At 49.2% G+C, this 14,162-nt stretch carries 10 protein-coding genes; 5 read left to right on the top strand and 5 right to left on the bottom strand.

The features are described from left to right. The first annotated feature begins 4 nt into the window (after nucleotides 1-4). Genes KUV52_RS09995 through KUV52_RS09985 form a run of 3 tightly spaced genes read left to right on the top strand, consistent with a single transcriptional unit; the run spans nucleotide 5 to nucleotide 2,455 of the window. Nucleotides 5-694: an ABC transporter ATP-binding protein gene (locus KUV52_RS09995; RefSeq protein ID WP_222525796.1), complete on the top strand. Its 690-nt coding sequence runs from the start codon at nucleotides 5-7 to the stop codon at nucleotides 692-694. After that, entirely contained in the window at nucleotides 688-1,938 is a 1,251-nt protein-coding gene (locus tag KUV52_RS09990) for an ABC transporter permease (RefSeq protein ID WP_222525795.1), read from the top strand. Before KUV52_RS09995 ends, KUV52_RS09990 begins: the two co-directional genes overlap by 7 nt. A gap of 7 nt (nucleotides 1,939-1,945) precedes the next feature. Further along, nucleotides 1,946-2,455 carry a DUF3299 domain-containing protein gene (locus tag KUV52_RS09985; RefSeq protein WP_261389952.1) on the top strand — a complete coding sequence of 170 codons (510 nt, stop codon included), beginning with the start codon at nucleotides 1,946-1,948 and terminating at the stop codon, nucleotides 2,453-2,455. Between the two features lie 1,805 nt (nucleotides 2,456-4,260). Here the strand turns inward: KUV52_RS09985 and KUV52_RS09980 are convergent. From KUV52_RS09980 to KUV52_RS09965, 4 genes are all read right to left on the bottom strand, one after another. Then, nucleotides 4,261-5,466 (bottom strand): hypothetical protein, encoded by a 1,206-nt coding sequence (locus KUV52_RS09980; RefSeq protein WP_222525794.1) that lies wholly within the window; start codon nucleotides 5,464-5,466, stop codon nucleotides 4,261-4,263. A gap of 161 nt (nucleotides 5,467-5,627) precedes the next feature. After that, nucleotides 5,628-6,257, bottom strand: coding sequence for a hypothetical protein (locus KUV52_RS09975; protein WP_222525793.1), 630 nt, complete (start codon nucleotides 6,255-6,257; stop codon nucleotides 5,628-5,630). Then, the gene (locus tag KUV52_RS09970; protein WP_222525792.1) at nucleotides 6,250-8,901 is read right to left on the bottom strand and encodes a hypothetical protein; all 2,652 of its coding nucleotides are present in this window, start codon (nucleotides 8,899-8,901) and stop codon (nucleotides 6,250-6,252) included. Before KUV52_RS09970 ends, KUV52_RS09975 begins: the two co-directional genes overlap by 8 nt. A gap of 130 nt (nucleotides 8,902-9,031) precedes the next feature. Next, nucleotides 9,032-9,541 (bottom strand): CS1 type fimbrial major subunit, encoded by a 510-nt coding sequence (locus KUV52_RS09965; RefSeq protein ID WP_222525791.1) that lies wholly within the window; start codon nucleotides 9,539-9,541, stop codon nucleotides 9,032-9,034. Between the two features lie 1,091 nt (nucleotides 9,542-10,632). On the opposite strand from KUV52_RS09965, the gene KUV52_RS09960 reads away from it, so the two are divergent. Then, on the top strand, nucleotides 10,633-11,553 hold the full coding sequence (locus KUV52_RS09960; RefSeq protein WP_222525790.1) for a M14 family metallocarboxypeptidase: 921 nt from the start codon (nucleotides 10,633-10,635) through the stop codon (nucleotides 11,551-11,553). Nucleotides 11,554-11,735: 182 nt separating this feature from the next. Then, complete coding sequence (locus KUV52_RS09955; protein WP_222525789.1) at nucleotides 11,736-12,455, top strand: helix-turn-helix transcriptional regulator; 720 nt, start codon at nucleotides 11,736-11,738, stop codon at nucleotides 12,453-12,455. Nucleotides 12,456-12,521: 66 nt separating this feature from the next. Here the strand turns inward: KUV52_RS09955 and KUV52_RS09950 are convergent, their stop codons facing one another. Then, complete coding sequence (locus KUV52_RS09950) at nucleotides 12,522-14,150, bottom strand: hypothetical protein (protein WP_222525788.1); 1,629 nt, start codon at nucleotides 14,148-14,150, stop codon at nucleotides 12,522-12,524. Between the last annotated feature and the right edge of the window lie 12 nt (nucleotides 14,151-14,162).

The following is a 14,162-nucleotide window of genomic DNA, read 5'->3' as shown; positions in this document are numbered from 1 at the left end:
CACCATGAACCAGCTTGCGATCCATGACCTTCATTACCGCTGGCCCGGAACGGGCCGGTTGCTCCATCTGCCTGAGTTGACCCTGGGCGCTGGCGAACGCGCCATGCTTAAAGGGGTGTCCGGCAGTGGTAAATCCACCTTGTTGAATCTGGTGGCCGGCGTGTTGCAGCCCGACAGCGGGACGCTGGAACTGACGGGTACGGAGCTGACCAGCCTTAGCGCCGGAAAACGGGACCGTTTGCGCGCGGAAGCGATGGGTATCGTGTTCCAGCAGTTCAACCTGCTGCCCTACCTGAGCGTCCATGACAACATCGTGTTGCCGCTCCAATTCGCGCCTAAGCGGCGCAAACGGGTGGCCGATGCGGAGCAGGAGGTGCGCCGACTGATGGACGCCATGGAGCTGCCAGAGTCGGTGCTGGCCCGTCCGGTTACCGAACTCTCTGTCGGGCAACAACAGCGGGTTGCCGTGGCTCGAGCCTTGCTGGGCGCACCGGCTCTTATCCTGGCGGATGAGCCCACCTCCGCGCTTGACCCGGAGAGCCGTGACCGCTTTATGGCACTGCTCACTGAGCAGTGTCGGGCGGCAGGATCCAGCCTGTTGCTGGTCAGCCACGACCCGGCGTTGGCGGAATGCGTGGACACCCAGTATCAACTTCAGGTCCATCAGGGCGGCACGGAGGTGGTGCCATGCTGAAACTGATGCTGCAAAGCCTGCGTAACCGACTGACCAGCGTTTTGCTGACCCTCACCGTTATCGCCGTGGCTGTCGCTCTGTTTATCGGTGTTGAGCTGGTTCGCAGCCAGGCTAAACAAAGCTTTGCCAATACCATTTCCGGCACCGATCTGGTGGTGGGTGCGCGTAGCGGCAACATCAACCTGCTACTCTACTCCGTATTCCGTCTTGGTAATGCTACCAACAACATCGGCTGGGACACCTATCAGCACTTGGCACAAACCCGCGGCGTCGCCTGGACAATTCCCCTCTCTCTGGGGGATTCCCATCGGGGCTACCGGGTACTAGGTACCAGCCAGGCCTACTTTGACCATTACCAGTTCGGCAGTAAGCAATCGCTCACTCTGGCAAGGGGCGAGCGCTTTGATGGCTTGTTCGAAGTGGTTCTAGGTTCAGAGGTCGCTCATAAGCTGGGCTACCAGTTGGGGGACGAACTGGCGCTGGCGCATGGTGCAGGTGGCTCCACCAGTTTCTCTTTGCATGATGATATGCCCTTTGTTGTGGTGGGCATCCTCAGTCCAACCGGTACACCGGTGGACCGTACGCTGCATGTGTCTCTGGAGGCGATCGAGGCGATTCATGTGGGCTGGCAGGGCGGCGTACGTACCCACGGCGTTGAAGTAGGCCAGGTCAAACAGATGGACCTGACCCCCAAAACCATCACCGCATTTCTGGTGGGACTGGAAAACAAGTTCCAACTGCTGGGGGTACAAAGGGCCATCAACACCTACCGCGGCGAGCCGCTCTCGGCGGTACTTCCGGGCATGGCATTAGCGGAGTTGTGGACGCTACTGAGTCAGGCAGAAAAGGCCCTCGCCATTGTCGCCGCGTTCGTGGTGGCAGTAGGACTGACCGGCATGCTGACCACCCTGCTGGCCAGCCTCAGCGAACGCCGACGGGAGATGGCGATTCTGAGAGCAATGGGCGCCGGGCCTCGGCACATTTTCCTGCTGCTGTGGGCAGAAGCCGCCCTGCTGGCACTGGTTGGCACCCTGCTAGGCTACCTGTTAGCCCAGGCCGTCATTATGGTGCTGGCGCCTGTGGCTCTGGCTCAATACGGTTTGGTGCTGAATTTGAGCCTGCCTTCTGGCACCATTCTATGGATGATGCTGGCTGTCCAACTGGCCGGTTCGGCAGCGGGATTGATTCCAGCCTGGCGCGCCTACCAACACACCCTGGCCGATGGCCTGACCCAACGATTGTGAGGAAGGAATGAAAAACGTCGTTATCCTGGCCATGAGCCTACTGTTTTCCACCCAGGTATTGGCTGAGGTCCGGGTTCTGGAATGGGACGACCTACGCCCGGAAAGCGAGCGCAATCAGCCTCTGATGCCCGCCAATCCCCACGGCGGTGTTCCCTTTGGCCCTGAAGAGGAGCTGATGGGGGGCGCCGACCCCTGGATTCAGTCCACCGGCCCCGTCGTACCTGAGTTGAATGGCCAAGAAGTTCGGCTTCCCGGCTTTATTGTGCCCCTGGAGGGAGACGAAACCAAAGTCACCGAGTTTCTCCTGGTCCCCTATTTCGGTGCCTGCGTTCATGTCCCGCCACCACCGACCAACCAGTTGGTTTACGTTAAGTATGAGCAGGGTATTCCCCTTGACATCATCTGGGATGCCATCTGGGTAACGGGCACTCTGCATACTACCAGCTTCTCCGTTGAGGAGTTTTCAGCCGGTTATACGCTGCAAGCAACATTGGCGACGCCTTACGACGAAGGGTAAAAGACCACAAAAAGCCACCCGCCAGGGTGGCTTTTTCTTGTATAGGACGCTGACTTATTGAATCGCGGACCGGTCAACACGCTTGCTGCTGATGCTTCGTGCAAAATGACCGCTTACCCCGATGGCAGCGTACTTTAGACCGAACTCGTAGCACCGTCTCGCGACGATAAACACCACTGGCCGCCTCCCTCGGTTAGGGGGCCTCATCCACAACCAGATAAAAGGACGACGAGTAATCTCCAGCCATTGTCTGATAGATATCAAACGGCTTGGTCACCACGGTGATATCAAAACGCTTGCAACTGCCACCTGTGGGGGATGGGGAATTAGGGTGATAAGAAAAATCATACCCCGTCTTTTGAATATTGGAGCAAAATCCATGTGAGTGCGACTGGCAAAGTATCTGGTTTGTCACTTCATTCCTCATTCCGAGCGTTCTAGAGTAGATCTTGTACCTTATAATAGCGCTAGATGAATCCGTCACCGAATCAGATCGATTGGCCAATACAAAGACTCCTGGTAGACGGTCGCCATTACTACCATCTGGATAAGCAAAGTCCTGACCGACAACATAGATAGCCATATTTGAGTAATCTTCGGCCTCTAGACAAAAATCCAGTTCTCCTATCCCATATTGAGTCTGCGGGCCAGTTTTAATAAAGCTAATGGGTAGGCTAGAGCCTTGTAAAGCATGAAGGGTTACCGATGAATTTTCTGCATCACTACCATTAGAACGCAGTACGGTAATATTGAACCTAATGGAAATGTTTAAAATCAGCGCGTTTTTATGCCAGTCGATTATGGGTGAATTAAAATTAGCAACATATTGACCATTAGGAAGATTCGTTAAGTCTTGTTCACTAAACCGGATCCCAAGCTCTTTTCTGCTCGATGAATGGTCTCCTCCTCCCCCGTAACCACTGTTGCACGTTGAAAACGTACTTCCCCGTCTAACACTACATCCAACTTATACCATCCGAATATCATCACTATCCACACTATGTAGAGCAAGCTTAGATAGCCCGACTCCTCTGCTATCCCACACTGGTGCCCACGAGCTTGAAGCAGGCAACATATATGTCCCATTGGCCCAGAGAAGAAGATCGTTTCTAAGTGTGGAATTACTACAGTCATTAAGGGTATCTTCTGGCAAACAGATTACCGCAGGAAGATTGATCCAAGACCATGTAGGCGCTGTGCCATCTGGAACTGATGGATCAACTATAATGTTATGAACTTCAGTATACGTTGAACCGCGATAAGTGGTAGCGCCCAATTTTAAGGATATTAAGGTTAGGAACATTAATATATTGACAAGCAAAAGAGCTTTCATGATTACCTACCTAATCAGAGGATTTGCCCGCTGTGATATACAGCAAAATATTTTTATGAGACAAGAGTTATTAAGAAACCAATTTTTATCCACTCTATCTAAGAATGTCTAATCCCATTTGTCGCAACCATCTTCGGATCCGGGATACAGTTGAAACTCCCAGAGTTTGTTAGAAACACACGATGACTTTACCGTCAACTGTATAGTTTTTAAGCTAGTAAAATGACTGTTTCGATCATTGTCTAACGAGTGTTCTATTTTGGCAATTTCCGTTTAAGGCAGTACTCTTACAAGAAGCCCATACGACACTTTTACCGTCACTCCCTCTTAAAAAGCAGCAACGGGCATGATTGACGAGGCCTTACGACGATGGCTAGCAAATCCAAAAGCGACTCCTTTAGGAGTCGCTTTTTACGCTAAGACAGTGAAATTAAAGGCCTAATTTACACTTCAACACGAAACCGAACTGCCATTAAGGGGATTCCTCCACATTCAGATAAAATGACGAAGAGTAATCACCAGGAAGAGTCTGATAAACATTAAATGGACTGGTGACGACGGTGATATCGAATCGCTTACAGCTTCCACCGCTTGGCGATGGGCTATTAGGGTAGTACGAAAAGTCCAGCGCTTTCTGGACAGCCGAGCAGAATCCAAAGGAAGAAGCCGGGCAGTGCACGTTGCTGGTCACGTTATTTGTCGCCCCCAATGTCCTTGAAATAATCCGATAAGGAATGCCAGCGGTACCAACATCCGGTACCGAGCCGGAGCGATTAGACAAAACAAAAATACCATGGCTACGGACAGCCGATGTATTGTTAGCCTCTGGATAGTCCGGGTAAGCGATGTCTTGACCTATCACAGAAACGGAGAGCCTCGAATAGTCATCCGCTTCAAGACAAAAATCGAGTGAGCCCATCCCATATTGGTTCTGCTCATCAATTTTTATAAAGTTAATCGGCAGATTTTGCCCTTGTAAATCATGAAGCGTAACATCCGAAGGCGTGACCGATTCTCCACCTGAACGCGAAACGGAAATACTGATTCCAACTGATAGGTTCAATATCAGGTAATGCTGATGCCAATCGATAATAGAGCCGCCAAAGAATGCGGAATATTGTCCATCTGGCACTTCTGAAAAGTCGTTACTATTAACCCTTACCACATATGTTCCTCTTGTGCTCTTTGCTGCATCAGAGGATGAGGCATAACCAGTATTGCAGTGGTGCGAACTTCTGTCGGCTGCAAGGAAATAACATCCCCCACCAATAACATAGATATCATCGGTGGTATCACTTTGTAGGACAACTTTTATTGGTTGCACTCCGAGTTGATACCACTTTGGTGTAGCATTTGTTGAGGACGCCAATATAAATGACCCATTAGAAGTTAGAGTAAGATCATTTCGATGATGGTGACCAGCTCTGCAATCCCATATCTGGTTTGGCAGATCTTCACCATCATCGCTTGTATCCTCCGGCAAGCAGGTAGTTTGAGGCAATACGATGTCCGCACGATGCCATTGGTTGGGAACTGACGGATCGACAGAAAAATTAAATGTTTCAGTATGAGTTGAACCACGATATACCGATGCATCAACAATGTTGATGCTTGAAACAAAAAATAAAAAAACCGTGCCAATAGCGATTTTCAAAAACGAGGCATAACTGACATTCATGGGCACAGGGATCCTTAGTTAAGTGAGAGGAAACGTGATTATTTTTCGAGAAGCCAAAATTTCGTTTGCTCGACTCAGTGCCTCAAATTTCATGAAAACATCTCAATTTCATCAATAGCAGACTACAAAATATGGGATACTAGCTGCGCAAGTGACAACACTCAGTAACTGATCTCATTCTTTTTATGTAAGAATTTATAATCGGATTTATCGCAATCATCCCCAATATCGAAGCCCAGTCCTGGATACAGTCTAAATTCACTGAGTTTGTCAGACTCGCACGATGATTTTACCGTTAACCTTATATTTCCCACATTGGTAAATCGACTGTTTCCTTCATCATCTAGTGAGTGTTTTACCGCGGGCCTTTCTGTTTTAGGAAGAACTCTAACAAGAGTCCCATAGGACACTTTTATCGTCACTCCCTCTTCAAATGACGCAACGGGTACAAATCGTATCCGGTAGAGTTGCTCCGACTGAACATCGCTACTTGGAAGCAGCAGTCTGACTTCCTTAGAAGTCCCACTCGCGACCTTAAATCGACGAGGGTAGACCGACATTACCAGCGAAGTGGCATTATCAATATCCACTTCTCTTTGATTTGGCGTCGCGGGTTCTAGAATCTTGTAGATATTGACGCGAACAAACTCATCATATTTTGAGTGGTTTACCACTCGAATTACCTTGGAAACCAATTCATCCTCTGTACCATAAAGTTCCATAGGCGTTACAGAGATTGCCCAAGCGGGAAGACTGGCGAACAACAGGATAATTGAATAAATCTTATTCACAACGTACATCTCCCAAAGAATAATAAATGTCGCTAAAGACGCTGACTTTCCCGTATTTACAGCTAACCGTCACATCGTCCAGGGTGGCGTTAAAATAGCCATCATTTAATACGGTTCTAGACAGGCAAGTAAACTCATATTCGCCATCGATTACAGTAGTTTTATCACAGCCCTCTATCGAAAGAACCTCACTGCTATTGTTCAGGCTTCTGAAGGCGATAACGATCTTATCGTTGTAGGTAAAGTCGATGGTGCGAACATCCCCTTTGTATATATCCACGATGGTTTCATTAAGTAAAATATCGCTGAGTCGACTTTGGTTTATTGAGCCGGATCTGATCATCATTCGATATCGACCAGGCTGCAGGGCAAAAAACTTCTGTTCGCTGCCATCAAGCGAGTAGCTAAATAGTCCATTCTTTCCCTGAACCTGAACTCTAAACGACTCATCCCCAGGTATGTTTTTAGTATCAAAGATCACTCCGGTGTCTGTATAGCCTGTTTGATGAGTCCTCAGGCTGAAGGACTTATCATTGACTGCAGCGATATAATCATGACTCAGGCTAAATTGGTTGCTGACTTGATTAAAGGAACCATTAGCAAAGAACATCCCGAAATCGGATTGATAATTCGCCGACATTGATGCGAAGTGATCTGTAGAATAATTACTTCGGTTTAATCCAACCCTGCCATTTAACGTAAGATCGTCAAGTCGACTCGCGTAGCTCAGTGAGTGTTGCTGCGTTCCATTTGAACTTTGGCCATAGTTTTGTTTTGAATAGCCAGCACCATAAGTGGTAGATTGACTGCCTCTGTTATAAGAAAGATTGAGTCCAAAATAATAATTTTTGGCATTGCTTAAAGACCAAATTCCATCTCTATCACGCTGATCTGCACTACCAATAAGTCCAATGGAAAAGCCATTTGAAAAGGTAAAGAATCGGTTCAATGCGATTCGACTCTCCTGGGAAGAAAATCCCGAACTCCGGTAGTCATAGTATTGGTAGTTATAGGTCGTGTAGACGTCAAAGGGCAGCCTAATAGACAGGTAAAGGTTAAGATAATCAAAGCAATTGTAGGACAGATATCGGCTTTGTTCGGCACAACTGTCCGACGTTACGGAACGATACTCAACACTGGTATTGATACGAGAGGTAATATTGCTGGACAATCGTGTGCCATAGCCAGCTTCACCATTCGTCGTTGCCGCACCATACAGTTGGATAAAGAGAGGGCCCAACAGTTTCTCATACTCAACTTCGGCGGCGAGATCACCGAAGCTCTGGAAATAGGTTGTTTGAAAGTCAATGTCACCATAATCGGAGTTCAAAGCGGTTTTCAGCGAGACGGCCCCTTGATACTCACCATCAATTTCCTTAGCCCCCAAAGCAACTTTGACGTAAAAAGAACTCTCTTCACTACGCGCCAGGGACGCCTTGAAGTAGTTAATGTGCTCAGAGTCTTCCGTTCCGTCGTTGTATCGCTTCTTTACTTCGACAATGTTCTGACCATCATCAAGCAATCGGTCATCGATATGATTGAATCCAGGAGTCAGACTGACACTGCTAACAAAACGCCCGTTGGCATAGACAGACCCATAGGCATAGTCTCTGGAAAAGACGTTAAAGCCCTCTCCGCTTTGGTTTACCTTGAACTCATGATCAAACGAACTGAAGTTGAACAGTTCCAAGCCGGCAAAGGGGTGAGGCTTCAACAAATTGGAACGGCCAAGCGTCCCATAAGGTTCGTTATAAGCGCTATCTTCCAACCACCCGACGCCAATCTGCATGCCGTTATCGAATGGCTTAAACATCAGTGACGCATTCTGGAGCTCCATGAAGGTGTCATACTGATTACTCTGGCCATAGTAATCCATGCTAAACATGCCAAGCTGGCCTTTATAACTGTCCTTGCCTCTCAGGTTGACACTGACATCTTCCGCTGTGTCATCGTAATAAACTGAAAGGTTTTGCCAGTGAATAATCCCTCTTTTCAGGCCATAGGAGTAAACCTCCTCCTGATCCTTCTGGATTACTGAAAGAGACAAACTCGGGTCATCGACGGACAAGCCAAAGGTGGCTCCGGACTCCAGCGAAATGGTTTTTCCAATGCTTACGCCATAGCTAAGGCGGTTCGTGATCTCGTTGATCTCTTCGCTGGAAAGGGTGTTAACATAATCGCCTAACGGAATATCTCCTTGGAACGTAGCAACTCCGTCCGCTAGTTTTACATCAGAGATAACGCCATTTCGCCCATTAATATACAGGTGATATTTCTGATACTCGTCGTCTTCTATATACCAGTCGGGCGCCACAATTCTGTAACGGGCGGAGTCGTCAACGCTGCCCCCACTTGCAGTAGTATCAGGAAGATTGATCATTGGTTGCTGCGGCTTCGTCGTGCGAGCTGAGTCCTGATTCCGAGGCGCAACGATGCCATACACGCTTCGGTATTCTTCGAGCTTTTCAGAGCTTATCGTCTGTTTTTCATCATTAAGAAGCAGTCCGGGAAAATTATCTTCCAAGTATCTGCTTGTACTCAGCACCTCACCCTGAACCATGGAAACACACTGATTCATTGAGTAGTAGGTCCAAGAGTTAAGAAGACACTCGTCTAAACTTGTCATTCCGGTATCAGCAAACACTTGAAAAATCCTTTTTTCATGCAAAAGAAAGGGACCTAATATTCAAAGGTTGTAATATTAGGTCCCTTTAACCCGCTGTTAGATCACACGCCATTTGAACTAACGTGATAAAGAAACACTCGGTCTTTGATTAAGGATTAAGATCAAAATTCAGAGTGAAAACACCTTGGTAGTTACCGCTTACCAGCGCAGTATTATCGGCGCTAGAAATGGTCAGAGGGACGTTTTTCAAGGAGTCGATGGTGCTGCCACCTGCAGACTCATACAGCTCGGTTTTCGAAACCAGCAGGGCGGTATTCTGAACCAACGGAGTGCCATTAAGTTCGAATACCAGAGGGATGCTGTTGTTGTTCAAGCTGTCCACCAGAGCGGGAAGGCTCTGCAGTGTTACGTTAACATCCTGATAAGCGTTGGAGTCAAAGTTCAGAACCATGTTAACGGTTTCCAAGCCATTATTTGTGGCGTTCGGCACCATCACAATCGGAGCATCCCAAGTACCAGACACATCAACAACACTCAGGTCGGTATCCACAGACGCGCTCACCTGAATCACTTTGGTCGCTGCCTGAGCACCAAAACTGGCAAACATAAACGCTGCTGCAGAAAGCGCCGCTACTTTAGTAAACTTCAAAGTTTTCATTATAAAATTTCCTCTATGAACCGAATGAAATCCATTTGTTATCGAAACAAAAGGTAAATTAACTTTAATAGAAGCGACGTAATGGATGGTTAATGATTAAAAACCGTAATTAATATCAACCCACCAGGTACATATGTGACTCACTTACAACCACTAATCATTAATTTACGAGTGCAATTTATCATTCGAATGACGGAGCATTAAATTAAATATGATTATTAAAGATAATTAAGGATTAATGTATGTAAGTTGTATCCGCTCTTATTAGGAAACGAAATATTTATCGAAATTTAGCATTTGCACAGAATTATATTGTCAAAACCTAATGGACGGATAAACTCGTTCATACGGGTCTGCCAAGTGGAAATTTAGAGTCAAAGCACTACATTAAATTTCATTATTCCTTCAAATACTGTTTCAAAACAATGGGTTAAGTTTCCTCCCGGGCTGGATGGTGAGCATGAGGAGGCATACGGCGTGGGCAATATAAATTTATTTAACCATTCTGTTCTGTCGCTTTAAGTATTGATATCAACCAGATATCGCATTTTAGAGTCCAAGTTCTATTTTTGTCGTCCTAGGTTCATGGAAAGTGCATAAATGTTAGAGCGACAACTCTATTGCCACGCCAATTCAGAGCTATTTGTGATTATTTTACACCCGCCTTTAGTGTTTATTCATATCCACGAACTACTTATTCTGTCCTATCATCCCTACCTCATGACTAGATACGTCTTAAATACCAAAGTTCGATTAAGCAGGTTCCGACAAAAAGGCCACAAATAGGTATTGAACCCAATTGTTCCTCCGAAGTAACAGTTCTTCACCTGTCGGCCAGAGCCTCTGTCCAACCAGTACCTCCTCTCTCAAAGGCCGACTCAAATGGCCTGCCCATTCATCGCAGTCAAAGCGGCGCTGGACGTGACGGTATCGGAAATCGGAACAAAAGGGGCTCAGCACTCCACAAACCGAGAGCACGTTGTGGCATTTGTAGCATCCAACGCTCCATAAAACCCGAGCAGACAAGAGTTGATTTTTGCCACTCAGCCCCCCTACTCTCTTCATCCCATTTGCCTTAATGCCGACCTGCTATGCCCTCTTTTTATCCCATTGGTACAGAAGGACAGCCCTGGAGCGAGTCCGAAAAAGCGACGTGGTTTGCCAACACATCCAGGAAACGCAGCTATCGAGAAGAGGTCCTCAATAAGATAGAGGCACTAAAAAGCCGTTATGACGTCGAGCAGTACGGTTCGCTCTCCTACGATGTAGAACGCTATCCACTGTTCGCGATTAAAAGCCGCAATTGGCAGGAGGAGCGACCCAAGGTACTAATCACAGGAGGGGTGCATGGCTATGAAACCAGCGGTGTTCAGGGTGCACTGGCCTTTCTTGATTCCGTTGCCGGGGAGTATGTTGAGCAGTTTGATCTGCTTGTGCTGCCCTGCATCAGCCCCTGGGGCTATGAAACCATCAACCGTTGGAACCCGCTCTGCGTAGACCCAAACCGCTCATTCAGGGCCGATAGCCCCTCTGAAGAAGCGGGTGCGGCGATGGCCTATGTGGGCGCTCAAGGCACGGAGTTCCTCGCTCACTTGGATCTGCATGAGACAACGGACAGCGATAAGACCGAGTTTCGCCCCGCTCTTGCGGCCCGGGACGGTAAACCCTTTGATGAATCCAAAGAGGGGATCCCGGACGGCTTTTACACCGTAGATGACACACACCGCTCAACCCCGGCGTTCCAGCGGGCGATTATTGATGCCGTTAGACAGGTCACCCACATTGCGCCGCCGGACGATAAAGGCCTTATCATTGGCGCCCCAGTCGAGCAGGAGGGGGTGATTCACTACCCTAAAAAATCCCTCTTTCTGTGCGGCGGTATGACGGATGCCCCCTTTGTGACAACCACCGAGGTGTATCCCGACAGTCCGAAAGCCAGTCCGGAGATCTGCAACCTGGCTCAGATTGCCGCCATTACCGGCGCACTGGATTACCTATTAGCCCAACGCTGATCCTCAACGCTTCAACCGGGCGCCCATCGGCGCCCTGTTGTCAGGAGGATGACTGAGTTGAACATGCTAAAGCCCTGGCTCGTAAGGTGACGCACCAACGCGCCGTTACAATTCAATAACACCCTGATCTGAATCAAGATCACTCCCGGAGACCGCCGTCATACTGGTCTCATGGAGGGATTATGCGCTGGCATGGATTAGCCCAATGGAGCGAACAACTTGTTCAGGTTCGCCACCCGGTTGAGGTGCACCACGCACTGAATCGGCTATTGCCTTTACTGGAGGCTGACGGCGTATTGCTGTTTTTGAGTGACCATTCCACCCATCAGCAACAGGTGTACTCCGCTGGGATCTCTCCTCAGGCTCATCGATTTATGCAGCAGCACAGCAACGAAGACCAATACCTGAAATGCTATCTGGAGCAGGGTTTGGTTGGGCAAAGTGTGCCTCTGCAGCCTTTACTGGATAACGACGATGAGGCTCGGGTGAACTTTCTGGAACGCTTTACGCCCTATTTCCCCTATCAGCACTCTCTGGGATTGGTACTCCCCCTCAGCCCAGGTCGATCGATTGGCCTCTCTTGCCATCGTAATCAACGCCATTTTCCCCCTAGTTCTGAATGCACTCTTGGCGCTATCGGGGCGACGTTACTCCCCTGGGCGCACCTTTGGCTTGGTCCCAGTGAGGCCCGTCGAGATCTTGCGTTGACCCTGGCGGAAACCCAAGTGTTAAGGTTGTTGCTCCAGGGCCTGGACGGCAGTGAAATCGCCCATCGCCGCGGTGTCAGTAAGGAAACCGTAAAGAGCCAGATAAAAGCCTTGCTTCATAAAACCGACTGCCGCCATCAGAACCAGTTAATCTGCTTATTTCACTCTCAACGTACTGGTTTCGAAACCGCCTGAGCCAAACAGCAACAATAAAACAGCCTGGGCAGTACCCAGGCTGTGATCACTCTTCAGTGTCTCTGTTTATTCCGGGTCAGCCAGTTTTACGGCAATTGCCATCCCCTGATTGCCCTCTTCTCCATACAGATTCACCATGACGTCTCCACCCTCATTAATGGCGAAGAACTCTGCCAACTCACCGTCGACAGCAAACAGACCCCCTTCAAGCATCACAAGCTGGGCATCCCATTCGCCATCAATCCAGGAGTCCTTACTGGGATAGTTGCCATCCGGACGCCAGGACTCATCAATGATGCCTACCTCGCGTTCCCACTCCAGATGACGGAGATGGATTGCCTGCACCTTACCGTTGGCATCAATCACCATCTCATCCACATCGTAAGTAAACCCGTCGGGATCCATGCTGCCTTCCGGCGGAAGGCCGAGGCTGTACATCCGCCAGGTACCCTCCAGATCTACGAGTGATACGGTTTCAGGCTGTTTCAGCGCCACAATCAGTGCTGAACCGCCTTCCCAGTTTTCATGACGCACCACCACATCCTTGCTGCGTCCCAGGAAGCCGATGCCCTCATCATCCCCCTCAAACACCAACTGTCCCTCTTCGGTCAGGGATACCTTCAGCGTTTCCTGCTCATCCGCAATGGTATAGCCGAAGGTGTAGATTTCAGTCAGCGTCATGTCGCCGGATTCATTAATCTGCCAGCGATCGAGGTAGGTGATCGGCAGGTCAGGGTCGAAGGGATCGGTTATCGGCATCTCCAGCCCGAAGCTGTACCACATGCCCGCCAAGTCAGCTTGCTGGTACTGTTCTGCCTGTTTGAGCGACACACCGATTTCGATGCTTTCACCATCCCGGGCAAAGGCCACAAATTGATCCTTGCCGCTGTTCAGATAGGCTTCCCACTCTGGCGCTTCCGCCAAGCCGAGTTTGCCCTCTTCATCCAGGGTCAGTTGCAGGGTTTCGGTGTCCAACTCTCGCCCACCGCTTTTTACCAGTGCAGTGGCAACGGTGCTCCCTTTGCTGTCTATGTCCAGCGTGTCGACCGCATAGGCAAACCCATCTGCCACATTGTCGGATACCGGCAGGTTGTAAAAGACATCAAACCAGTGGCCGGTCAGGTCGGACTGCTGATAAGGACGATTTTGGCCATAGTGAGCCAATGCTTTCGCTTCACTGACCAGGGGCTTGTCTATGCCTGCATCGCTAAGCGCTTGCTTCGCCTCTTCATCAAATGCATCGGACGCTACATCCAAAGTGACGCTGGCCAGATCATCATGAACGCGACTTTCCAACTGAATGCCGTTCTCCGGGTCATCATCGCTGTCCAGGGTTTGCAGCAGACGCAGAGTGTTCGCCACCTCTTTCGTGTTGGCGGGTTGATTGTCATAGAGGGTTTGCGGTGTCACTTCAGCCTGTCCGAGCACGGCAGGGAAAGCGGTGCCACCGATAAAGAACACCAGCGATTCACCTTGGAAGTAGTAGAACTCCCCATGTTCACCGGTCATCGCATTCTGGCTGTCGCTTTCGTAGCCCAGGCCACTGACGGGGCTGTCACTGAAGATGCCGGTTAAGCGCATTGGCTTGGGATCGGGTGGGGATGTGTTGGTATCGCTGTCTCCACCACAACTGGCCAGCAGTGCAATGGCGGAGAGAGCAACGGGAGTGATGATGCAGTTCCTTAAGCGTCTCATGGTAACCTCCTT

Source organism: Ferrimonas balearica, from assembly GCF_019802055.1.
Lineage (GTDB): Bacteria > Pseudomonadota > Gammaproteobacteria > Enterobacterales > Shewanellaceae > Ferrimonas > Ferrimonas balearica_A.
Note: the sequence above shows the minus strand (reverse complement) of the source record. Positions and strands in the feature narration are given on the sequence as shown.